We start from the raw sequence: 22395 nt of genomic DNA, 5'->3' as shown, positions 1-22395 counted from the left end.
CCTCCCAGAATGCGGCAAATCAGGTCCGGATAAGCATCCGCGCCGCGATGGATGCGGCGCGGATTATCTTCGGCGGGCGTCTAGCTGCCCTGATTGATCTGCTCGAGGACGAAATCATAAAGCTCCTGGGCGGGAAGCCCACGAGCGCCGTTTTCCTCGACCCAGGCCGCGGCGGCGGGCGCTGCTGCGGCTTCACGGAAAGCGTCGATCTCTTCCTGCGTGAACGTCACCTGCTCGATGCCGCGTTCCTCGAGAGCCGGTCCCCAGGCTTTCATGGTCTTGTTGTTGTAGTTGTCGATGTAATGATCGAGCGCTTCGTCGATGGAACTCATCAGAGCGTCGCGCTCCTCATCGGACAGTGCATTCAGAGCATCGGTGTTGACCACGACCGGGCAATTCACGGTGCCGGGGTTGAGGTTGGTCGTCCACCAGTTGCCGCTTTCGATGACGCCGAAAGACATATGGGCGTGCGGTGCGAATGCGACTGCCTTGACCACGCCGCTGTCGATCGCCTGGCGCACCTCGGTCGCGGACATGGAGGTCGGAACCGCGCCGACGGACTTCATGGCTGCACCGATGCCGCCGGTGGCGCGAACCGTCAGGCCGTCGAAGTCTCCCAGGCTCTTCGGTGCATCGCCGACACCCACAAGATTGTATTGGGGCAGCGGCGAGGGCATGAGCAACGTCGCGTTCCAGCGCGCCAGGTCCTTGACGGCTGCCGGGTGCTTGTACAGCGCCATCGAGATTTCACGTTCCTTCTCAAGGGAATCGACGCCCAGGAACGGCAACTCAAGCACCGTAATCGAAGGGTTCTTGTCGCGGTGATAACCGGCGCAGAACTGCGCCATCTCGAAAGCGCCGATGGAGATGCCGTCGAGATTCTCGCGGTTCTTGGAAAGGCCGCCATAGCTCAGATTGAGCGTGAAGCCGCCATTGGTCTTCTGGCTGACGAGTTCGGCCAGCTTCTCGACATGTTCCGTAAATGCGCGGCGCTTGCCCCACAATGATACGTTCCACTCCGTCGCCAGGGCTTCCGTCGCCATGGAAACGGCGATTGCCGCCAAAGCTGTGCGGCCAAAGAATTTGCGCATGATGATCCTCCCGGATGGCTGTGATTGTCCCGACTGTATCATCGCGAAGGGGAGGAACGAAGACAATGAAGATTTTCGCGTGCCGATTGCAGGATGCCCTGCGGAAATCCGCATGCGGCCGATCAGAGCAACGCGTCCTTGTCGAGCCCCAGCTTGACGATCTTGTCGTTCAAGGTGCGCCGGCCGATGCCGAGCGCTTCGGCAGCAGCATCCATCCGGCCGTTGTTCGCCCTGATCGCCTTGCCGATCAGCTCCCGTTCGAAAGCCGCGACGGCCTCGCGCAGGGTGTCGGGCACATCTTCGACCTGCGGGTCGGAGGAGATTGCCTGGGCGATCGTGCCGCTTCCGCGCCGCGATGACAGGACCCGTCTTTCGGCCACGCTGCGCAGTTCCCGCACATTGCCCGGCCAGTCATGCGCGAGAAGTGCCGTCAGATCGTCCTGGGTCAGTTCGGGAATAGCGGTCTCGTAGAGGTCGGCATATTCCTGGAAGAAATGAGAGAGCAGAAGCACCAGATCGTCGCGCCGGTGGCGCAAGGCGGGCAGATCCAGAACCACGGTGTTGATGCGAAACAGGAAATCCTGCCTCAGCCGGTTCTGCCCGACGGCTTCCTGGACATCTTCGTTGGTGGCCGAAACCACGCGAAAGCTCAAAGGTATTGGAGCCGAGCCGCCGACCGGCATTATCTGTTTTTCCTCGATCACACGAAGCAGCTTTGCCTGGACCGGCACCGGGCACGAGCAGATTTCATCCAGAAACAGGGTGCCGCCGGAGGCTGCAAGCAACCGGCCGCCTGGCCCGTCGTTGACACCGAACATTTCGGTTTCGAATCCGTCGGCCGGCAGCGCCGCGCAGTTGAGGGCGAGGAAGGGGCCGTCGGCATTCGGTCCCAGGTCATGCAGCGCACGGGCAACCAGTTCCTTGCCGGTCCCGGTCTCGCCCTGGATGAGGACGGCGGCTTCCGTTTCGGCCAGATCGAGGATGTCCTGTCGCAGATGCCGGATTTCGTCGGTTCTGCCGAGCATTATCCGATCGAGACCGGACAGCTGCAGCAGCCGGTTTTTCAGGCGGTCATTGCTTTTTCGCATGCGGGACTGCTCAGCAGCATGGCGCAGGATGGTCAGCAGCCGTCGCGGCTCATACGGCTTTTCGACAAAGCTGTAGGCACCGTCCTGAATGGCCTGCACGGCCATCGGAATATCACCATGTGCGGAGATCAGCACCAGCGGCGGCGAGGCGTCGACATCCATGGATTGGAGAAGGTCCAGGCCGGACATGCCCGGCATGCGCACATCCGACAGAATCACATCCGGTCGTGTCTCGGCCAATCGGGCGTCGACATGGGAGGCACGGTTGACCGCGTCCGTGTGCCAGCCCGCAGCATCCAGAAGCGTGACGAGAGACTGACGCATCGACTTGTCGTCATCGACAATCAGAATGCTGTATCGCGGCTGTTCCGTCATTGCGCATCGCTTTCGGGATTCACTGGAAATTCGACCCTGAATACCGCGCCGCCGCCTTCCGCGTTCCCGGCCGTCATGACACCCCCGTGGTCGTTGACGATGGTGGAGGATATGGCAAGCCCGAGACCCATTCCGCGACCGCTTTCACGCGTGGTGACAAAGGGTTCCCTTATGTCTGCGAGTGTCGCTTCGCCAAGTCCGTGACCGTTGTCCCGGAGCTCGAACCATGCCGTCGAATCCGTAGCGCCGATGCGGATTCCGATTTCGGGGCTTTCGGTTTCCTCCATCGCATCGACGGCATTGCGCAGAAGGTTGGTCATCACCTGCTCGAGCCGCAGCCGGCTGCCGCGCATGACAACAGGGCTGTCGCCGAAATCGGCCGCGACCTTCGCGTCGATCTCGTCGAGATTGGGCTGAACCAGAGCAATGGACGCTTTCATCGCCTCGCGCAGGTCGACATCTTCGAAGTTCTCCGACTCCGTACGCGCGAAAAATTTCAGTTGCCGCGTTATGCCCTCCATCCGGTCGACCAGCCCGCTCAATCCGCCAGTGAGGGCGAGATTGCCGGATGCGGATAACTCAGCGGCGGCCAGATGGTTCCGCATGGCCGCGATCGGCTGTCCGAGTTCATGGGTTACGGAAGCGGCGAGCCTGCCGAGTGCCGCCAGACGGCTGGCGCGGTCCAGTTCGCCCTGGGTGCGCTTGAGCCTTCGTTCCGCGGTGCGCCGCTCTTCGATTTCGATTGCCAGGCGTTCATTGGCCGACCGCAATTGCGCCTCTTCCTCTTCGGAACGTTGCAGCGCGGCTTTCATGCGCCGCGTCCTCTGTATCTGCATCAGGATCAGAACGAAGCCGGCGAGGATGACGGCGGTGCCGGTGGCCAGCCATGCCCGGGTGATCGCCCGGTCGTCACTGGCGAGATAATGAAGCTGCCAGCCGTGCGGCAGGCCGGTCTCCGTGAGGTGCAGACGCTCGATATTGTTGATCCTGGCCCGTTGTGCGGGAAGCTGCGTCCAATCGAGCGGGGCCAGATCCTGACCGGGAAACTGACGGCTTGTGCGGATTACTTCGCGCTGTTCGGCGCTCAGCGGCGCAAGGACCCGGTAGGACCAGTCCTGGTCGGAGGACAGGAGCACGACGCCGTCGGCATTGACCATGAAGACCTGCTCGCCGCCGCGGCGCCAGCTTTCCTGGAGGCGGGAAAGATCGATCTTGATGGCAATCACGCCGAGGATGGCGCCGACGGGATCGCGCACGGCATCGGCTATGAAATAGCCCGGTTCGCCCGTTGTCGCGCCAATGCCGTAGAAGCGGCCTTGTTTGCCGACCATCGCATCCTTGAAATAGGGCCGGAATCCGTAGTTCTGTCCGACGAAGCTGGATGGCTGCCCGGCATTCGAGGCAGACACGGTCTCGCCGTTCCGTCCCATCAGGTAGATCGCATCGAGGCCGGCCTGTTCGGCAAACCCTTTCAGGCGCGCGTTCAGGAGATCGGTGTTATCACCACCGGCCGTGGCAATCACAAAGGGATCGCGCGCAAGCACATAGGTCAGGTGCGAGAAACGCTCCAGGGCCGAGACGACGGAACTGCGATAGAGCGACAGCCGCTCATCGGCCTTGGACAGCTCCTCGGACTGGAAATAGGCGTAGGACAGCCTGAATATTCCGGCAACTGCAAGGACCGCCACGGCGATCATCAGTATCCGCAGCACATTGCGCATAGGGAGCGATTGGCGGGAAATCGTTCAAAAGGCAAGTAAAATCTGATCGCGGGGGCACGGCCGGCTGACTGGCAACCATACCATGATCGAATGCAGGCGGCGACAGCGGTCCATGGAGCGGCGAACAAAAAAGGCGCTGCCGGGGCAGCGCCTTTTCGTATGGTTCGGTACTTCGTTCCGTTCTAGCGCTTGGAGAACTGGAAGGAGCGGCGGGCTTTCGCCTTGCCGTATTTCTTGCGCTCCACGACGCGGCTGTCGCGGGTCAGGAAGCCGCCCTTTTTGAGCACGCCGCGCAGGGCCGGCTCGTAATAGGTCAGCGCCTTGGAGATGCCGTGGCGAACAGCACCCGCCTGGCCGGACAGGCCGCCGCCGGTAACCGTTGCGATGACGTCGAACTGGCCATCGCGGGCGGCCGCGACGATCGGCTGCTGCAGGATCATCTGCAATACGGGCCGGGCGAAATACTCGGTGAAGTCTTTCTTGTTCACGGTGATCTTGCCGGTTCCGGGCTTGATCCAGACGCGGGCGACGGCGTCCTTGCGCTTGCCGGTCGCATAGGCGCGGCCCTGCTCGTCGATTTTCTGGACGTGGACGGGCGCCTGGACTTCGGCAGTTTCGGTTGCCTCGCCGAGTTCCTCAAGGGAGTTGAGTTCAGCCATGGTCAGCCATCCCTCTTGTTCTTGGCATTGAGCGCGGCGACGTCGAGGACGACCGGCTGCTGGGCTTCATGCGGGTGTTCGGCGCCTGCATAGACGCGCAGGTTCTTCATCTGGCGACGGCCGAGCGGTCCGCGCGGAATCATGCGCTCGATGGCTTTTTCAACGACGCGTTCCGGGAAGCGGCCCTCGAAGATCTGGCGCGCGGTGCGCTCCTTGATGCCGCCGGGATAGCCGGTGTGCCAGTAGTACTTCTTGTCGGTGTATTTGCGTCCGGTGAAGACGGCCTTGTCCGCGTTGATGATGATGACATTGTCGCCGTCATCGACATGCGGTGTGTAGGTGGGCTTGTGCTTGCCGCGCAAGCGCAGTGCGACGAGGGAAGCAAGGCGGCCGACGACGAGACCCTCGGCGTCGATCAGAACCCATTTCTTCTCCACCTCGGCAGGCTTCTGCGAGAAGGTTTTCATGTGGATTGCTCTTTCCTTCGAACCTTTGAGACAAAGGCATTTCTTGTTGCTTGGCGCCGGCCGCGGCCGGCAAAAACAGATCGGCCCCAAAAGGGACCGACAATGGCGCGGGTTATAGAACAGGGATTTGTCCCGTGCAAGCGAAATTCCTGCAAATGCGTAAAGTAAATCCTATATAAATCAATGTGTTACAAAATAGGTATTATATTACCACAATAGTGATGGCGCCGCTGAGGCTATTTTTTCGGCGGAATGGAATATGTGCCGGAGGCGTGGGCGACCGTGAGCCCATTCGCCGGCGTGATCATCTCGACATCGAACACCATCAGGGATCTGCCGAGCTTGAGGATGCGGCTGCGGCCCAAAATCTCCCCGGCTTCCGCCTTGCGCATGAAGTTGATGTTCAAATTGGTCGTCACGCAAAGGGCTTCCGGGCCGAGATGGGAAAGTACGCAGGCATAGCCACCGATATCGGCAAGCGTGAACAGGGCAGGGCCAGACACCGTTGCGCCGGGTCGAAGATGTTGCTCCGATGCCTGGAGCCTGACCGTGCAGCCACCCGGCTTTACGTCGACGACTCTGTATCCTTCGAGATGATCGTTGAGCTGCGGATAGACCTGCGACAGGAATGCGTTGAGCTCTTCGGCATCCATCACGGGCTTCGGGACTGAGTTGGTCATGCAGGTGGCTTCCTTGTCACTGGCTGTCTTTGGCTGAATTGATCGGACGGTTCGTTGTCCAGTCAAAGGTTCCGAGATCGCGTTCCCGGACCGCCTGTTTCCAGCCGACCTCCTCGGCCCGCTTTTTAAAGTTGAGACCCTCTGGCGAGTGGCGGGTAATGCCGTCGAAGATGGTGGCGAACATCTGTGTCTGCTTCAATCCCATGGCTTCGATGGCCTGGTTGACGACCAGCTTCTGCATCATCAACTGATTGAGCGGGACGCCGGCCATCCGCTCGGCCAGCGCTTCAACCTCGTTATCCAGACGCTCGCCGGGCACCGATTTCAGCACGAGGCCCATTTCCTCGGCCTCCTTGCCGTCGATCGTATCGCCGGTAAAGAGCATGCGTTTGGCTTTTTCCGGGCCCAACCGATAGACCCACATGGCGGTGGTCGGACAACCCCAGACGCGGGTCGGCATGTAGCCGATCCTGGCATCGTCGGCCATGACGATCATGTCGGCGCACAGCGCGATGTCGGAACCGCCGGCGACGGCGAAACCGTGCACCTTCGCGATCACCGGGATATGGGACCGCCACAAGGACATGAAGGCCTCGGTGTTGCGCATCATGAAGGCATAGTCCTTCATCGGATCCCAGGGCATGTCCTGCGTCGCTTCGAAGCCATTGCCCTCGCTGGCTTGCGCGTAATAGGCAAGATCGTAGCCGGCGCAGAACCCCTTGCCGGTGCCGGAAAGGACAATGACATGAATGCCACCATCGTTGTTGGCGCGGGCGACGGCGGCCTCCAGTTCGCGCGGCAGGTCGTCGTCGATGGCGTTCATCACTTCGGGCCGGTTCAGTGTGAGACGGCCAATACGCCCATCCTTTTCAAACATCACCTTGGCCATCGCGACTCCTCCCGAGATTTTGACATCGGCAATCTTTAACGTTGACGTAAACGTTAAAGCAAGGGCGGTGCTTGCCAAGATTGCTGCCGGCGATATACCAGTTGGATGGAAGATGTGGCCGCAAAGGCTGCACATCGAATTGGGGAGAACGGTCATGTCAGAAGCCCCCGCGGCGCAAGATGCGGATCAGGACGTGCTGGTTGTGCGCCAGTTGAGCGACGGTATTCTTCGGCTCACCTTGAACAATCCGCCGGCCAACGCGTTGTCGATTGCCATGATGGATGCCCTGCAGGCGGCACTGGACGATGCGGGGAGCGATGGCGACGTGCGCGTCGTTGTCATCGCGGCGGCGGGCAAGGTGTTCAGCGCCGGCCACGACCTGAAGGAACTGACGGCGCACCGTTCGGACAAGGACCGGGGACGCGCTTTCTTCGAGCAGACGATGCGGCAATGCTCTGAACTGATGATGACCATCACCCGGTTGCCGAAACCCGTGATCGCCGAGGTCGATGGGCTGGCGACTGCTGCCGGCTGCCAGCTTGTCGCGACCTGCGATCTTGCGATCTGCACGGATACGTCCACCTTCTGCACGCCGGGCGTGAATATCGGCCTGTTCTGCTCGACGCCGATGGTTGCCGTTTCAAGGGCGGCACATCGCAAGCAGGCCATGGAGATGCTTCTGACGGGCGAGACAATCGATGCGTCCACGGCCAAGGAATTCGGGCTGGTCAACCGGATCGTGCCGCGCGAATATCTGCGCACCGTTTCCGACAAATACGCCTCATCGATCGCTTCGAAATCAGCTCTGACGCTGAAGATCGGCAAGGAAGCGTTCTATCAGCAGATCGAGCGGCCGTTGGCAGAAGCCTATGACTATACGGCCTGGGTGATGACGGAAAATATGCTGGCCCGCGACGCTGAGGAAGGAATCAGCGCATTTCTGGAGAAGCGCGATCCGAAATGGTCGGACCGCTGAAGCGCGCTAGCGATCGTTGTCCGTGCGCTCCTTGCACTCGAGGACCCGGCACTGTCGGGTGTCGCTTGCAGGGACATAGGCGGTGACGCCACGCTCGCCGGCGGCACAGAAGCGGCCTTCCGACACGTAAACATCGTACAACGTCAGATCGGATATGCGCGGCGAGGGATAGCGCAGGATCGCCGAGTTCTCGGCCCTCAGGATCTGCTGTATGCGATCGCAAGTCAGTGTCGGCGTCGAATATCTGCTGATGGCGTGCGCGGGGAGGCTGACAATAAGCAGACACAAAGACAGTATTATTTTTTTTGTCACTTGCCATCTCCTCCTGAGTTGATTTGCCACTTGGCAGTTCGTTCGAGGGACCTTATCGTGCCGCCGGTTGCTGTCAACAAATCAAATTCTGTTGATTCCCGGCAACTCTCCGGCACGCCATTTTGCACAGCAATATGCCCGGTCGAATCTTCGGCAGGCCATTGCGCTGAATAGTGAAGAAGATTTTCATGAACCACGACAGTTACCCCGACAGCTATATTGCCAATATCCTGCATTCGGTCAAATCCATTGCGATGATCGGTGCATCTGCGAAGGACGTGCGTCCGAGTTACATTGCCATGAAATATCTGCTCGCCAAGGGATATGAGGTCCATCCGGTCAATCCCGGTCAGGCCGGCAAGGAAATCCTCGGCCAAATGACCTATGCGCGGCTTTCGGATGTTCCGGCGCCGATCGATATGGTGGACGTGTTCCGCGGCTCCGATGCGCTGCCGGCGATCGTAGACGAAGTTCTTAAAATGGAACCCAGACCCGGCGTGATCTGGGCACAGCTGACTGTCCGCAATGATGAAGCGGCCGCCAAGGCGGAAGCGGCCGGCCTGAAGGTGGTCATGAACCGGTGCCCGAAGATCGAATATGGGCGCCATTCCGGGGAAATCGGATGGAACGGCGTCAACAGCCGCATCATCTCGTCCAAAAAACCGGTCCTTCAAAGCGGCTATCAGGCGCTTGGCATTCGGACCCGTCCGCAATAACGGATCGCCCCGGTCGAAGTGCGATACAAAAACCCCTTTGACCTTAGGGCCTTCCTACGGGATAAACATGCTTCCGCGTTCCAGTTTCAGAGGGGTTTTCCATGTCGAACAGCGAACCAGGCTTCAGCACACTGGCCATCCATGCCGGCGCACAGCCGGATCCGACCACTGGCGCACGTGCCACGCCGATCTACCAGACGACGAGTTTCGTCTTCGAGGACGCCGATCACGCCGCTTCGCTTTTCGGGCTGAAAGCTTTCGGCAATATCTACACCCGGATCATGAATCCGACACAGGCTGTCCTGGAAGAGCGCATCGCCGCGCTTGAAGGCGGCACGGCCGCCCTGGCGACGGCGTCGGGTCACGGGGCTCAATTGCTGATTTTCCATGGCATCATGCAGCCGGGCGACAATTTTATCGCCGCCAACAAGCTTTATGGCGGCTCGATCAACCAGTTCGGCCATGCGTTCAAGAATTTCGGCTGGGAGGTGCGCTGGTGCGATCCGGAAGACATGGGCGCGATCGAAAGCCAGATCGACGACCGCACCCGTGCCATCTTCATCGAGAGTCTCGCCAATCCGGGCGGAACCTTTGTCGATATCAAGGCCTTCGCCGAAATCGCCCACAAGCATGGCATACCGCTGATCGTCGACAATACGATGGCGAGCCCCTATCTGGTGCGCCCGATCGAACACGGCGCCGACATCGTCGTCCATTCACTGACGAAGTTCATCGGCGGACACGGCAATTCCATGGGCGGTATCATCGTCGACGGCGGAACGTTCGACTGGTCGGCCTCGGGCAACTACCCGATGCTGTCCGAACCGCGCCCTGAATATGGCGGCCTGGTGCTGCATGAAACCTTCGGAAATTTTGCCTTCGCCATTGCCTGCCGTGTGCTCGGCCTTCGTGATTTCGGCCCGGCGATTGCGCCGTTCAACGCGTTCCTCATCCTGACCGGCTGCGAGACCCTGCCGCTGCGCATGCAGCGCCATTGCGAAAATGCGCTGGAAGTCGCCAAATGGCTGAAGGATCACGACAAGGTCGCCTGGGTTTCCTATTCGGGTCTTGAGGATGATGACAATCACGCGCTGATGAAGGCTTACTCGCCGAAGGGCGCGGGCGCCGTCTTTACCTTCGGGCTCAAGGGTGGCTATGAGGCCGGCGTGAAGTTCGTCGAGGCGCTGGAGATCTTCTCGCATCTCGCCAATATCGGTGATACGCGCTCACTGGTCATTCATCCGGCATCGACGACGCACCGGCAGCTTTCCCCGGAACAGCAGGTTGCGGCCGGCGCGGGTCCGGATGTGGTGCGCCTGTCGATCGGCATCGAAGACGTGGCCGACATTATCGGCGATATCAGCCAGGCGCTCGACAAGGCCTGACCCAAGGGTTCGAACACGCGAACCGGCCGCATGATTTGCGGCCGGTTTTTATTTGTGATTGCCGGATCTGCTGCAATCAAAGGTTCTTGTCGAAGTCCGCATTTGCTATCATCGGTTTTGTACGATTCGCCTTCGGGAGGCTGCCGCGATGATCGCCCTTCTATTCGCTCTTTTGGCCATTGCCATGGTGCTTGCCTGGATCGATCATTGGCGCTGGTCCTACATTCTCTTTGGGGTGACGCTTTTGTTGAGTATCTACTGGCTCGACTATCACGCCACCACGCCACTGAAGATCATCCTGTGAGGGTCGGCCCATGATCGTCGCGCCGCATCCTTCCAGAACACTCAACGCCATCGGGCTGCTGGTGATTTGCGGTGTGCTGATCGCCGCCTATATCTTCCAGTTCGCCCTCGACGAGCTTCCCTGTCCGCTTTGCCTGCTGCAAAGGGTCGGGCTTGTGATGGTCGGTTTCGGGCTTAGTCTGAACCTGATCTACGGGGCCAAGCCGCACCATTACGGCATCATGCTGATCGGTGCGCTCTATGGCGGATCTGTTTCCGTGCGTCAGATCCTCTTGCATATCGTACCGGGAACCGGCGCCTACGGATCGCCGGTCCTGGGTCTGCACTACTATACCTGGGCGGGCATATGCTTCTTCCTCGTGCTTGTCGGCACGGCGGTGATGCTGCTGTTCGAGGGGCAGTACAAGGGTCTGAAGGACGAGCCCGGCCACGAGAAATTCGGCGGCCACAAGCTGGCGCTGTTCGCGTTTTTCCTGATGCTGCTGATAACGGCCGGAAACGCGGTCTCGACCCTGATCGAATGCGGACCGACCGTGTGCGCCGATCCGCCGACCGACTACCGGCTTATCGAGGACGTGGAAAAGAGCGGCTAGGCCTGGCGTTCAGATCCGGTCAAAGACCTTTTTTCCCGCCACGAAAGTCGCCTTTACCTGCGGATGGTGCATGTCGGTTGCATCGACAAGGATCAAATCGGCCCGTTTTCCGGGCTCGATCGTGCCGCGGCCCGACAGTCCGGCAACTTCGGCGGGGTTCTTCGAAATCAGTTCCCAGGCGTTTGCCAGGTCGCAAACGCCTTCGCGCGTCAGTTTGAAGGCCGCAAGGAGCGGCGCGGGATAGTAGTAATCCGTTGCAAGCACCGAGCACAGACCTTCCGATATGGCGGCCGTCGCGTCCGTGGCGCCATTGTGGCTGCCGCCGCGCACGACATTGGGCGCGCCGAGCACAACGTGCTCACCATGGGCGCGGGCGTCTGCCGCCGTTTCCGGGGTGAGGGGAAATTCGCTGGCAAGCGCGCCGAGATTGCGGAACCAGCGCCTTTGTTCGACACTGGCCTCGTCGTGGGCAAGCAGGGTTGCGCCGACCTCGCGGGCGCGCCGCGCCATGCGTGCGATCATCGGCTCGACGTCGGCGCGCCGTGCCCATACCCTCTCGACCAGGGCGCGGAATTCATCCAGCGGAAGGCCGGCGCGTTGGGCCATCTGCGCGAATTTGTGCGGTTTTTCCTTGCCCAGGGCGGATTTGGTCGTGTGGTCGTTGAACGCAAGGATCGCGTGCGGCTGATCTTCCAGGATCTCCAGGACACCCTCCGCGTCGTCAAGCGCGAAGGTTTCCCACCGCAGATGCACCAGCGTGTCGCAGGAGAGTGTCTTGCGATTTCGCGCAATCGCCTCGCACATTTCCCGCGTGTGGCCGAAACTGCGCAGGCCCGGTTCCCAGGAAACCGTCAGTCCGTGATAGGCCGTCGTGATGCCGTTCGAAACCAGCTGCCGGTCTGTCTCGTGCAGAGCGATTTCGGGAGGGAAATGCACCTTTGGCCGCGGCATCAGATTGCGCTCGAACGCATCGCCGTGAACGTCGACGATGCCCGGAAGCACATAGGCGCCGCGCGCATCGATTACATTGCCCGCGGCTTCGTCGATGCCAGCAAGCAAGCCATCGCTGATGCGTATCGGCACTTCTTCAAAGCCGGCCGGCAGCAACACCTGGCCGTTGACAATCGAGAAGTCGCTCATCCTTGAACACCGCCGTGCCTGGATATTTGAAGATTTTCCGAGGGACCGGGGAATACGAACTCGACCGCGGTCAACGGCCAGCAGCCATTGCTGTACTCTATGCGGGTTCCGGTGTCATCCTCGTTGACCGAACGGCTGCGCAGCAATGGCGCGCCCACCGGCAGTCCGAGAATGCGGGCCTCTTCCTCGGTGGCAAATCCGCCGGTGATCCGGGTTTCCCTGCGGCGGTAGCTTTCAATTCCGTGGTGGCGATAGACATCATCGACGGACTGACGCCTTGCATAAACCGCATCGAATTGCGGAAACAGCGCAGCCGGAAGCTGTTTGCAGTTCAGGAATGTCGGTTCGTTGTTGATCAGGCGAAGGCGGGTGACGGCAATCACGCGTGAGCCGCGCGGCACTTTCAGGGATGCGGCCGATGCGGCGAGCACGCGCTCACGGATGATTGACAGCGTTTGTGTTTCAACCGTGTCGCCGTCCGCCGTGATATTGTCGACAAAGCGATTGCCATCGGTGATCTGATAGCAGGGCGGAGCGCGCCGCACAAAGACGCCGACGCCCTTGCGCGCCGTCAGCATGCCTTCCTGCTGCAGCGCCTGCAAAGCGCGCCTGACGGTCATGCGGGTGACCGCGAAACGCTCGCAAAGCTGTTTTTCGCTGGGCAGTTGGGAGCCGCTGGGCAGATCGTCCGACAGGATCTCGGAGCGCAGCGCCCGATAGATCCGCAGCCACCGCGACGTGTCCGCCGCGCCGCCGTTGCCGGCTGTTTCCGTCTTTGCGATATCGTCCAGGGACATCGTACGCACTACTCCCGCCGCCTGAGTGGTCCTGTTTCGTTCAACCGGTTCCCGGGGAAACAGTGTGCTGTCAGCCTTTTTCACCGTGTCCGCCGTTTTCCTGTCATATACGCGTCATGTCCATAACGTATTGACACCCCACCTGTCTAGACAGGCTAGGCTCTGAAGTGGGGAGATGGAGATGTTCCGCAAACTGATTGTTTCAGCCTTCGCCGCAGTGGCGATGGCATCGTCCGCCATGGCCGATTCCGTGGTGAAATTTGCCGTGACCGATGTTGAAGGGCTCGAAGCCCTGCAGCAGGAGTTCGGCGCCTTCGAGGGCGCGCTTGAAAAAGCCGCAGGCCTGGACATCGAATTGTTCCCGGTCAGTTCGCGGACTGCCGCGGTGGAGGCGATGAATGCCGGTCATGTGGATTTCGTCCTTACCGGCCCGGCCGAATATGTCGTCATCAAGCAATTGACCGATCCGGAGATCGTGGTCGCCTGGCAGCGCCCGGACTATTTCGCCCAGATCGTCGTTCTGGCCGATGGACCGATCAAGGCGGCCGACGATCTGAAAGGCAAGACGGTCACGTTCGGTTCCGTCGGATCGACCTCGCAGCACCTCGGACCGGCACAGTCCCTGGCTGACCTCGGCCTTCACTACGGCAAGGACTACGAGCCTCAGATCATTTCGCGCAATGTCGCCATCGAGGCGCTCATTCGTGGCGATGTTGCGGGCGTCGGCATGAATCTCGGGCATCTGCGCAAGATCCGCGATGCTTTCCCGGATCAGGCCTTCACCGTGGTGGCACGCGGCCGCGATCTGCCGAATGATATTCTTGTCGCGCGCAAGGACGTCTCCGGGGATGTCGTGGAGAAGATCCGCGAGGCTTTCCTGAACAATGGCGAGGATTTGATGGCTGCCGTCCTGAAAGGGGACGACAACCAGAAATATTCCGGGGGCTTCTTCCTGACGGAGGTCAAGGACAGCGACTACGACTACGTGCGTTCGATGTACAAGACCATCGGTGTCGATACCTTCTCGAATTTTGTCGGCGACTGAGCCGATCACGTCGATCAAGCCTTTGAGAGGGCCGCCAGGCCCTCTCAAACCGTTCAGCCCGTTACCGATGGTTTCCATGGAACAAGACAGCATCATCCGCACCAGCGGATTCGCCAAAAGCTACGCTCCGGGCGTACCGGTGCTCCGGGATCTTGATATCGAAATCCGGCCGCGTGAGCGCATCGCGCTGATCGGCGCAAACGGTACGGGCAAGTCGACTTTGCTGAAATGCCTTATCGGTCTGCTTCCCGGCAGTGATGGAACCGTGAGCGCGCTCGGCGAGACGTTTAGCGGTTCTCCGAGCAAGGCGCAGCTTCGCCGTATCCGGTTGCAGATCGGGTTTGTTTTTCAGCATCACGGCCTGGTGCGGCAATTGTCGGTGCTTTCGAACGTTACGCACGGCATGCTTGGTTATCCCGGCTCCTGGCGCGCCGCGATCCAGGTGATGGCGCCCGCTGAATGGCGCATCCGGGCGATGGAGGCGCTGTCGGCCGTCAATCTGGAAGCCAAGGCACTGGAGCGGGCCGACGCGTTGTCGGGCGGGCAGCAGCAGCGCGTTGCGATCGCGCGGGCTCTGATCCGCAGGCCGCGCCTGATGATCGCCGATGAGCCGGCGGCGAGTCTCGATCCTTCGGCGGGACGTGACGTCATGACCGTATTCAGCCGGCTCGCAAGCGAGCAGGGCATCACCCTTCTTTATACATCGCATGACATGGAGCATGCCGTTTCCTACTCCGACCGGATCATCGCGCTGAAAGACGGCCGCGTGCATTTCGATCAGGCGAGTTCTTCGGTTTCGCAATCGATGCTGTCGGAGGTTTTCGATGGTTGAGCGCGTGTTGCCGAGGCGGACGGCCAATTTGTCGGCAGGCGGTTTCGCGATTGCCGTGGCTGTCGGGGCGCTGATTATCGTTTCGGCCGGAGATGTCGCGCCCTCGGTGCAGCGTCTCGCGGACGGATTTCCGAGGCTGGCTAATCTGGTCGACCGGATGATGCCGCCCAACACCGATGCGGAGTTTCTCACCCGGGTCTTCTGGCGCATCCTGGAGACCTTTCAGATCGCGCTCGTCGGCACAGCCATCGGGCTGATCATCAGCCTGCCGATCGCCTGGCTGGCTGCGCGCGGCGTGACGCCGCTCGGCGTCTTCGGATATGCGTTCAAGGCGCTGGTTTCGCTGTTCAGGACCGTGCCCGATCTTGTCTGGGCACTGTTGTTCGTCGCGGCCGTCGGCCTCGGTGCGGTGGCCGGCACGCTGACCATCATCGTCGATACGATCGGTTTTTGCGGACGCTTCTTTGCCGAGGCCATGGAGGACGCCGACAAGCAGTCGCAGGAAGCGCTTGCGGCCCATGGCGCCAGCCGCTTCTCGATCCTGTGCAGCGCGGTCATTCCCGACGCCATGCCGTCAATGATCAATACCGGTCTTTTCGCGCTTGAGATGGCCGTGCGGTCATCGGTGGTGCTCGGCCTCGTCGGCGCCGGCGGTATCGGCCAGGAACTGAAGGTCGCCTTCGACCTGTTTCAATATCAGAACGCCTCGGCCATTATCCTGGCGATCTTCATCATCGTGCTGGTGATGGAATTCGTAACGGACCGGCTGCGGGCACTGATCCAGTAGAGGCGGTCACCAGGCAAGATCAAGGCGTTCCAGGCCATGGAAGTGGTAGGCATCGCGATATCGGGGCGTATCGGCGAGCCGCAGACCTGGCAGACGCTCGAACAGGATTGGCAGCGATACCTGCATCTCGAGCCGGGCCAGCGGCGCGCCGATGCAGAAATGGATGCCGGCGCCGAATGTCACATTCGCCTGGTCCGCACGCCCGGCGGCAAATGAGGTTGGATCCGCGAATTGTCGCGGGTCGCGGTTGGCTGCGCCGAGCATCAGGCCGATCTCCTGTCCCTTGCGCACTTCGATCCCACCGTCCAGCACGACATCCTCCAGCGCATAGCGTGTGAACATGTGCAGGGGAGCATCGTAGCGCAGCGATTCTTCGATCGCGGCAGCCGCCGCCGCGTCGTCCCTGAAAAGTGCGCGGTGATCGAGACCGTTTTCGAGAATCGCTTTCACCGCATTGCCGGTCTGATGAACCGTCGCCTCATGTCCGGCGTTCAGCAGCAGCACGCTGGTAGAGATCAGTTCCGCGTCGGAGAGCCGGTCTCCGCCGCGTTCGGATGTGATCATGTGGCTGAGCAGATCGTCCGTGGGCTTGCGCCGCCGCTCGGCGATCAACTCGGTCAGACAATCTGCGAATTCGATTGCCGCCCGGTTGGCCGCGTGCTCGGCTGCTGCGTCGGCCTCGAACATGTACATGCGCACCATGGCGTGCGACCAGTCGAGAAGGTCTGCGCAGCGTTCCTGCGGAACGCCCAGCATGCGCGCGATGACCGATACGGGAATCGGTTCGGCGAAGGCCTTGATGAGTTCAACCGCGCCATCGGCGGCGAAACGGTCGATCGTTGCGTGGGTCAGCGCTGCGATCTCTGGTCTCAGCTTTTCAACCTGGCGCGATACGAAGGCGCGGTTGACCAGTGTCCTGAGCCGCGTGTGCGCCGGCGGTTCCAGTTCAAGCAGCGAGTGCGCCTCGACGGCGTCGAAATCGGACAGATGCGGCTTCGGCGGCTCCAGTCCCAGCTCCTCGCGGGACATGAGATGCAGGATCTGCCGGCCGAAACGCTTGTCCCGCAACAGCCGGTCGACGTCGGAAAACGCGGTAAAGCACCACATGCCGTATTGGTTCCAGAAGAAGGTCGGCGTATGGGCCCGGATCTCCTCATAGGCCGAATAGGGGTCGTTGTAGAACTGCGGATCGCGCGGATCGAGATCGACCGTTCGTGCCTGCCTGTCGAATTTCATTCGGGCCTCTTCAGCTTGTTTTGCGGTGTCAGGGACCACCCGACGGCTTTAACTATCTTTGACGCTTTACGGACTGCAAGGGCCTGCTGATGTCAACATGGCTTGAACCGAAACGCCTTGCCATCTTATGTATGCAGAAGAAACAGTTCCGATTCCCCGCTTCATCCGAAAGACGGGGGCAGCACAAGAAGGCCACGCAATGTCCAATCCCGTCGATACCGCACTGTCGCTTGTCCCCATGGTGGTCGAACAGACCAACCGCGGCGAGCGCGCTTTTGATATCTTTTCCCGGCTACTGAAGGAGCGCATCATCTTCATTACCGGACCGGTCGAAGATACCATGGCGACCCTGGTGTGCGCGCAGCTTCTGTATCTTGAGGCGGACAATCCGAAAAAGGAAATTGCCCTTTACATCAATTCTCCGGGTGGCGTGGTGACGTCGGGCATGGCGATCTACGACACGATGCAGTTCATCAAACCCGCCGTCTCGACACTGTGCATCGGCCAGGCCGCGTCCATGGGCTCTCTGCTTCTTTGCGCCGGGCACAAGGATATGCGTTTTGCAACGCCCAATGCGCGCATCATGGTTCATCAGCCGTCCGGCGGTTTCCAGGGTCAGGCTTCCGATATCGAGCGCCACGCGCAGGATATCATCAAGATGAAGCGCCGGTTGAACGAAGTTTATGTGCAGCATACCGGCAAGGACTACGATACGATCGAAACAACCCTTGACCGCGACCACTTCATGACCGCCGATGAGGCGAAGGATTTCGGCCTCATCGACCGGGTTATCTCTTCGCGTGAGGCGATGGAGGGAGAATCCAAGGAGTAGGCCGTTGCCGCCAGATCAACACAATGGTGCTGCAAAACAGCAACATATTGGCGTATATGGGGGGTAGACCGGCCCGGAAGATGCGTTAATTCTGAGTGTTAAGGTATTTTTCAAGACAAAGCGCATAGCTTTGTATTTGGTGCTCTGTATATTGGCGACGGTAAACCAGCGCAGGGCACCGTAAAGGAGTGTCCGGTCGGCAGGCTTGATGGCTGATCGAGGCGGATGGCATAAAGACTGGGTCCGGCATTGGGCAGGGCCGGTGGAAGGAAATAAGTATGAGCAAGGTCAGCGGTGGTAGCGGCGGCGACTCGAAAAACACGCTCTATTGTTCGTTTTGCGGCAAGAGCCAGCACGAGGTTCGCAAGCTGATCGCGGGACCGACGGTCTTCATCTGCGATGAATGCGTCGAGTTGTGCATGGACATTATCCGCGAGGAAAACAAATCCTCGATGGTCAAGTCCAGCGACGGCGTGCCGACGCCGCAGGAGATTATCGATACGCTCGATGAATATGTGATCGGCCAGGGGCAGGCCAAGCGCGTTTTGTCCGTCGCCGTGCACAACCACTACAAGCGCCTGGCGCACGCAAGCAAGAGCGCCGATATCGAACTTGCCAAATCGAATATCATGCTGGTCGGGCCGACCGGTTGCGGCAAGACCTATCTGGCACAGACGCTGGCGCGCATCATCGACGTGCCGTTCACCATGGCCGATGCGACGACACTGACCGAAGCCGGCTATGTCGGCGAAGATGTCGAGAACATCATCCTGAAGCTGCTGCAGTCGGCCGACTACAATGTCGAGCGCGCGCAACGCGGCATTGTCTATATCGACGAGGTCGACAAGATTTCGCGCAAGTCGGACAATCCCTCGATTACCCGGGACGTTTCGGGCGAGGGCGTCCAGCAGGCGCTGTTGAAGATCATGGAAGGAACCGTGGCATCGGTTCCACCGCAGGGCGGCCGCAAGCATCCGCAACAGGAATTCCTGCAAGTGGATACGACCAACATCCTGTTCATCTGCGGCGGCGCGTTCGCCGGCCTCGACAAGATCATCTCCGCGCGGGGCGAGGGGACCTCCATCGGCTTTGCTGCTACCGTCAAGGCGCAGGACGAGCGCCGCGTCGGCGAGATCCTGCGGGAACTCGAGCCCGAGGACATGGTCAAATTCGGACTGATCCCGGAATTCATCGGCCGCCTGCCGGTGATCGCGACGCTCGAGGATCTCGACGAGGATGCACTGATTTCGATCCTCTCGGAGCCTAAAAACGCGCTCGTCAAACAGTATCAGCGTCTCTTCGAGATGGAGGATGTGGAACTGACCTTCCACGAGGATGCGCTGCGAGGCATCGCGCGCAAGGCGATCGCGCGCAAGACGGGTGCCCGCGGATTGCGCTCCATCATGGAGAAGATCCTTCTCGACACCATGTTCGAACTGCCATCCCTGGAAGGCGTTCAGGAAGTGGTGATATCGGATGAGGTGGTATCGGGATCCGCGCGTCCGCTCTATATCTACTCCGAACGGGAAGAGGAAAAAGGCAACGCCACGGCCTAGCTGTTTTCCGATCTCTCTAAGAACCCGCCCGAAACGGCGGGTTTTTTTATGGGCGGGTTTTCCTGCGGCTTGCGGCAAATGCGCTTGAGAAGGCAGTCGACCGGACCCAGACCTTGACAACAGCGAAGGCTCGGAAAATAGAACGTGCGATGAATTTTCCACAGCAATTCCGGAGTTTCATGCCCCTCGTGCGTAATGCAGTAGATTCTCGTTCCTGTGCGTTTGACTCAAGGCCTTGCTGCGCTAAAGCTGAGCGCCATACGAACAGGTTGAGATTCGCGTGCGAACATACGGTAGGCATGGGCTTGTCGCATTCTTGCGGGGTTGAAACGGCTATTTGAACACTCCACTTAGGAAACAAGTGAAAAAAGGGCCGCGAAGCGCTATGTGATTGCCGAATTCGGCGGCCGAAAGGAAACAAGATGAATGAAATAGCCACCCAGCAGAATGATGCGGCCACCTATCCGGTGCTTCCGCTGCGCGATATCGTTGTGTTTCCGCACATGATCGTGCCGCTCTTTGTGGGTCGCGAGAAGTCCATACGCGCTCTTGAAGAGGTGATGGGCGCCGACAAGCAGATCCTGCTGGCGACGCAGATCAATGCCGGCGATGATGATCCCGCGACCGAGGATATCTACGAAGTCGGAACGGTTGCCAATGTCCTGCAACTGCTGAAATTGCCCGACGGCACCGTGAAGGTCCTCGTCGAGGGCAAGGCGCGTGCGCAAATCACCGGATTTGAGCAGAACGAGGAATATTACGCGGCTTTCGCCGATATCCTGCCGGAACCGGAAGAAGATGCGGTCGAGATCGAGGCGCTTTCGCGGTCCGTGGTTTCGGAATTCGAGAACTACGTCAAACTCAACAAGAAGATCTCGCCGGAGGTCGTCGGGGCGGCGAGCCAGATTGACGACTATTCCAAACTGGCCGACACGGTCGCATCGCACCTGTCGATCAAGATTCCCGAAAAACAGGAGATGCTGGCAACGGTCAGCGTCAAGGAGCGGCTTGAGCGTGCGCTCGGCTTCATGGAAGGCGAGATTTCCGTCCTGCAGGTCGAGAAACGCATCCGCTCGCGGGTCAAGCGCCAGATGGAGAAGACCCAGCGCGAATACTACCTCAATGAGCAGATGAAGGCGATCCAGAAGGAGCTCGGTGACGGCGAGGAAGGCCGTGACGAAATGAGCGAGCTGGAAGAGCGCATCGAAAAGACCAAGCTGTCGAAGGAGGCCCGCGAAAAGGCGGATGCCGAACTCAAGAAGCTGAAGCAGATGAGCCCGATGTCGGCCGAGGCGACGGTCGTGCGCAACTATCTGGACTGGCTGCTCGGTATTCCGTGGGGCAAGAAATCACGCATCAAGGTCGACCTGAACAAGGCCGAGGGCATCCTGGAGGCCGATCACTACGGGCTGGAGAAGGTAAAGGAACGTATCCTCGAATACCTTGCCGTCCAGAGCCGGTCGAACAAGATCAAGGGGCCGATCCTGTGCCTCGTCGGCCCGCCCGGCGTCGGCAAGACGTCGCTTGCCAAATCGATCGCAAGGGCGACGGGCCGCGAATATGTGCGCATGGCGCTCGGCGGCGTGCGCGACGAGGCCGAGATCCGTGGCCACCGCCGCACCTATATCGGCTCCATGCCGGGCAAGGTCATCCAGTCGATGAAAAAGGCCAAGAAGGCCAATCCGCTGTTCCTATTCGACGAGATCGACAAGATGGGCATGGATTTCCGCGGCGATCCGTCATCGGCGTTGCTCGAGGTCCTCGACCCGGAACAGAATTCGACCTTCATGGACCACTATCTCGAGGTGGAATACGACCTGTCGAATGTCATGTTCATAACCACGGCCAATACGCTGAACATTCCGGCTCCGCTGATGGACCGTATGGAGATCATCCGTATCGCCGGTTACACCGAGGATGAAAAGCTCGAGATCGCACGCCGTCACCTGCTGCCGAAGGCGCTGCGTGACCATGCGTTGCAGTCCGAGGAGTTCGCGGTCAGCGATGGTGCGCTGCGCGAGATTGTCCGCCGCTATACCCGTGAGGCCGGCGTGCGTAATTTCGAGCGCGAGCTGATGTCCCTGGCCCGCAAGGTCGTCACGGAAATTCTGAAGGACGGCGTCAAAGCCGTCGACGTGACGGAAGACAATCTGGACAATTATCTCGGCGTGCCGCGGTTCCGCTATGGCGAGGCCGAGCGCGACGACCAGATTGGTGTGGTGACGGGACTTGCCTGGACGGAGGTGGGTGGCGAATTGCTGACCATCGAGGGTGTCATGATGCCCGGCAAAGGCAAAATGACCGTGACCGGCAATCTGCGCGATGTCATGAAGGAGTCGATTTCGGCGGCCGCATCCTATGTGCGCTCGCGCGCTGTCGATTTCGGCATCGAGCCGCCCATGTTCGACCGCCGCGACATCCACGTCCACGTGCCCGAGGGCGCAACGCCCAAGGACGGACCGTCGGCCGGCGTCGCCATGGCGACATCCATTGTTTCGACCATGACGTCGATCCCGGTCCGCAAGGACGTGGCCATGACAGGAGAGATCACCCTGCGCGGCCGTGTCCTGCCGATCGGCGGGCTTAAGGAGAAGCTGCTTGCCGCGCTGCGCGGCGGTATCAAGACGGTTCTGATCCCGGAAGAAAACGCCAAGGACCTGGCGGAAATTCCAGACAATGTGAAGAACGAGCTTGAGATCATACCGGTTTCCCATATGAGCGAAGTCCTGGAGCGGGCCCTTACCAGTCAGCCCCAGAGCATCGAATGGGAGGAGGCGGAAACGCCGCTTCCGGCCGAAAATAACGGCGATGAGACAGGCGCTTCGGTCGCGCACTGATTCTGTCAAAATCATCCGGCAAAGCGATTTGGGAACGGGCGAAAGCCCGTTTCTGTTGTTTTAAAGGGTAAAAACCCA

The 22395-nt window shown here is 60.1% G+C and carries 23 protein-coding genes; 11 read left to right on the top strand and 12 right to left on the bottom strand.

Annotated elements, in window-relative coordinates:
• Positions 1-80 precede the first annotated feature (80 nt).
• From OOZ53_RS15885 to OOZ53_RS15855, 7 genes are all read right to left on the bottom strand, one after another.
• Positions 81-1091 (bottom strand): C4-dicarboxylate TRAP transporter substrate-binding protein, encoded by a 1011-nt coding sequence (locus OOZ53_RS15885; RefSeq protein WP_271090637.1) that lies wholly within the window; start codon positions 1089-1091, stop codon positions 81-83.
• A gap of 122 nt (positions 1092-1213) precedes the next feature.
• Positions 1214-2554 carry a sigma-54-dependent transcriptional regulator gene (locus tag OOZ53_RS15880; RefSeq protein ID WP_271090636.1) on the bottom strand — a complete coding sequence of 447 codons (1341 nt, stop codon included), beginning with the start codon at positions 2552-2554 and terminating at the stop codon, positions 1214-1216.
• A complete protein-coding gene (locus OOZ53_RS15875) occupies positions 2551-4251 on the bottom strand; it encodes a sensor histidine kinase (protein ID WP_271090635.1) in 1701 nt (566 codons plus the stop codon). The genes OOZ53_RS15880 and OOZ53_RS15875 overlap by 4 nt, the downstream gene beginning before the upstream one ends.
• A 206-nt stretch (positions 4252-4457) precedes the next feature.
• A complete protein-coding gene (gene rpsI, locus OOZ53_RS15870) occupies positions 4458-4934 on the bottom strand; it encodes a 30S ribosomal protein S9 (protein ID WP_271090634.1) in 477 nt (158 codons plus the stop codon).
• Positions 4935-4936: 2 nt separating this feature from the next.
• The gene (gene rplM, locus OOZ53_RS15865; RefSeq protein ID WP_271090633.1) at positions 4937-5401 is read right to left on the bottom strand and encodes a 50S ribosomal protein L13; all 465 of its coding nucleotides are present in this window, start codon (positions 5399-5401) and stop codon (positions 4937-4939) included.
• A 236-nt stretch (positions 5402-5637) separates the two neighbouring features.
• Positions 5638-6081, bottom strand: coding sequence for a PaaI family thioesterase (locus tag OOZ53_RS15860; RefSeq protein ID WP_271090632.1), 444 nt, complete (start codon positions 6079-6081; stop codon positions 5638-5640).
• A gap of 16 nt (positions 6082-6097) precedes the next feature.
• A complete protein-coding gene (locus OOZ53_RS15855) occupies positions 6098-6970 on the bottom strand; it encodes a crotonase/enoyl-CoA hydratase family protein (RefSeq protein ID WP_271090631.1) in 873 nt (290 codons plus the stop codon).
• A 154-nt stretch (positions 6971-7124) separates the two neighbouring features.
• Here OOZ53_RS15855 and OOZ53_RS15850 point away from each other — a divergent pair, with 154 nt between their 5' ends.
• A complete protein-coding gene (locus tag OOZ53_RS15850; RefSeq protein ID WP_271090630.1) occupies positions 7125-7946 on the top strand; it encodes an enoyl-CoA hydratase in 822 nt (273 codons plus the stop codon).
• 6 nt (positions 7947-7952) lie between these two features.
• Here OOZ53_RS15850 and OOZ53_RS15845 read toward each other — a convergent pair whose 3' ends face one another.
• Positions 7953-8258 carry a hypothetical protein gene (locus OOZ53_RS15845; RefSeq protein ID WP_271090628.1) on the bottom strand — a complete coding sequence of 102 codons (306 nt, stop codon included), beginning with the start codon at positions 8256-8258 and terminating at the stop codon, positions 7953-7955.
• A complete protein-coding gene (locus OOZ53_RS15840) occupies positions 8255-8455 on the bottom strand; it encodes a hypothetical protein (RefSeq protein ID WP_271090627.1) in 201 nt (66 codons plus the stop codon). Before OOZ53_RS15840 ends, OOZ53_RS15845 begins: the two co-directional genes overlap by 4 nt.
• Here OOZ53_RS15840 and OOZ53_RS15835 point away from each other — a divergent pair.
• From OOZ53_RS15835 to OOZ53_RS15820, 4 genes are all read left to right on the top strand, one after another.
• Positions 8447-8974, top strand: a complete 528-nt coding sequence (locus tag OOZ53_RS15835) for a CoA-binding protein (RefSeq protein ID WP_271090626.1) — start codon at positions 8447-8449, stop codon at positions 8972-8974. The two genes, OOZ53_RS15840 and OOZ53_RS15835, sit on opposite strands and share 9 nt — an antisense overlap.
• A 101-nt stretch (positions 8975-9075) precedes the next feature.
• The gene (locus OOZ53_RS15830) at positions 9076-10359 is read left to right on the top strand and encodes an O-acetylhomoserine aminocarboxypropyltransferase (protein ID WP_271090625.1); all 1284 of its coding nucleotides are present in this window, start codon (positions 9076-9078) and stop codon (positions 10357-10359) included.
• A 148-nt stretch (positions 10360-10507) separates the two neighbouring features.
• Complete coding sequence (locus OOZ53_RS15825; protein WP_271090624.1) at positions 10508-10663, top strand: DUF5993 family protein; 156 nt, start codon at positions 10508-10510, stop codon at positions 10661-10663.
• A 10-nt stretch (positions 10664-10673) separates the two neighbouring features.
• Positions 10674-11255, top strand: a complete 582-nt coding sequence (locus OOZ53_RS15820; RefSeq protein ID WP_271090622.1) for a disulfide bond formation protein B — start codon at positions 10674-10676, stop codon at positions 11253-11255.
• Between the two features lie 9 nt (positions 11256-11264).
• On the opposite strand, the gene OOZ53_RS15815 is transcribed toward OOZ53_RS15820, so the two are convergent.
• Both OOZ53_RS15815 and phnF read right to left on the bottom strand, forming a co-directional pair.
• Positions 11265-12395 (bottom strand): alpha-D-ribose 1-methylphosphonate 5-triphosphate diphosphatase, encoded by a 1131-nt coding sequence (locus tag OOZ53_RS15815; RefSeq protein WP_271090621.1) that lies wholly within the window; start codon positions 12393-12395, stop codon positions 11265-11267.
• Positions 12392-13192, bottom strand: a complete 801-nt coding sequence (phnF, locus tag OOZ53_RS15810) for a phosphonate metabolism transcriptional regulator PhnF (RefSeq protein WP_271090620.1) — start codon at positions 13190-13192, stop codon at positions 12392-12394. Before phnF ends, OOZ53_RS15815 begins: the two co-directional genes overlap by 4 nt.
• Positions 13193-13373: 181 nt before the next feature.
• Between phnF and OOZ53_RS15805 the strand changes: the two genes are divergently transcribed.
• From OOZ53_RS15805 to phnE, 3 genes are all read left to right on the top strand, one after another.
• The gene (locus tag OOZ53_RS15805) at positions 13374-14237 is read left to right on the top strand and encodes a PhnD/SsuA/transferrin family substrate-binding protein (RefSeq protein ID WP_271090619.1); all 864 of its coding nucleotides are present in this window, start codon (positions 13374-13376) and stop codon (positions 14235-14237) included.
• Between the two features lie 76 nt (positions 14238-14313).
• Positions 14314-15069, top strand: coding sequence for a phosphonate ABC transporter ATP-binding protein (locus OOZ53_RS15800; protein ID WP_271090618.1), 756 nt, complete (start codon positions 14314-14316; stop codon positions 15067-15069).
• Positions 15062-15856: a phosphonate ABC transporter, permease protein PhnE gene (phnE, locus tag OOZ53_RS15795; RefSeq protein WP_271090617.1), complete on the top strand. Its 795-nt coding sequence runs from the start codon at positions 15062-15064 to the stop codon at positions 15854-15856. Before OOZ53_RS15800 ends, phnE begins: the two co-directional genes overlap by 8 nt.
• 6 nt (positions 15857-15862) lie before the next feature.
• Here phnE and OOZ53_RS15790 read toward each other — a convergent pair whose 3' ends face one another.
• Positions 15863-17092 carry a cytochrome P450 gene (locus tag OOZ53_RS15790; RefSeq protein ID WP_271090616.1) on the bottom strand — a complete coding sequence of 410 codons (1230 nt, stop codon included), beginning with the start codon at positions 17090-17092 and terminating at the stop codon, positions 15863-15865.
• 199 nt (positions 17093-17291) lie between these two features.
• On the opposite strand from OOZ53_RS15790, the gene OOZ53_RS15785 reads away from it, so the two are divergent.
• From OOZ53_RS15785 to lon, 3 genes are all read left to right on the top strand, one after another.
• Positions 17292-17924: an ATP-dependent Clp protease proteolytic subunit gene (locus OOZ53_RS15785; protein ID WP_271090615.1), complete on the top strand. Its 633-nt coding sequence runs from the start codon at positions 17292-17294 to the stop codon at positions 17922-17924.
• A gap of 278 nt (positions 17925-18202) precedes the next feature.
• Entirely contained in the window at positions 18203-19480 is a 1278-nt protein-coding gene (gene clpX / locus OOZ53_RS15780; protein ID WP_271090614.1) for an ATP-dependent Clp protease ATP-binding subunit ClpX, read from the top strand.
• 422 nt (positions 19481-19902) lie between these two features.
• Positions 19903-22317, top strand: a complete 2415-nt coding sequence (lon, locus tag OOZ53_RS15775) for an endopeptidase La (RefSeq protein WP_271090613.1) — start codon at positions 19903-19905, stop codon at positions 22315-22317.
• Positions 22318-22395 lie beyond the last annotated feature (78 nt).

This window comes from Allohoeflea poritis (genome assembly GCF_027889715.1).
Classification (GTDB): Bacteria; Pseudomonadota; Alphaproteobacteria; order Rhizobiales; family Rhizobiaceae; genus Hoeflea_A; species Hoeflea_A poritis.
Note: the sequence above shows the minus strand (reverse complement) of the source record. Positions and strands in the feature narration are given on the sequence as shown.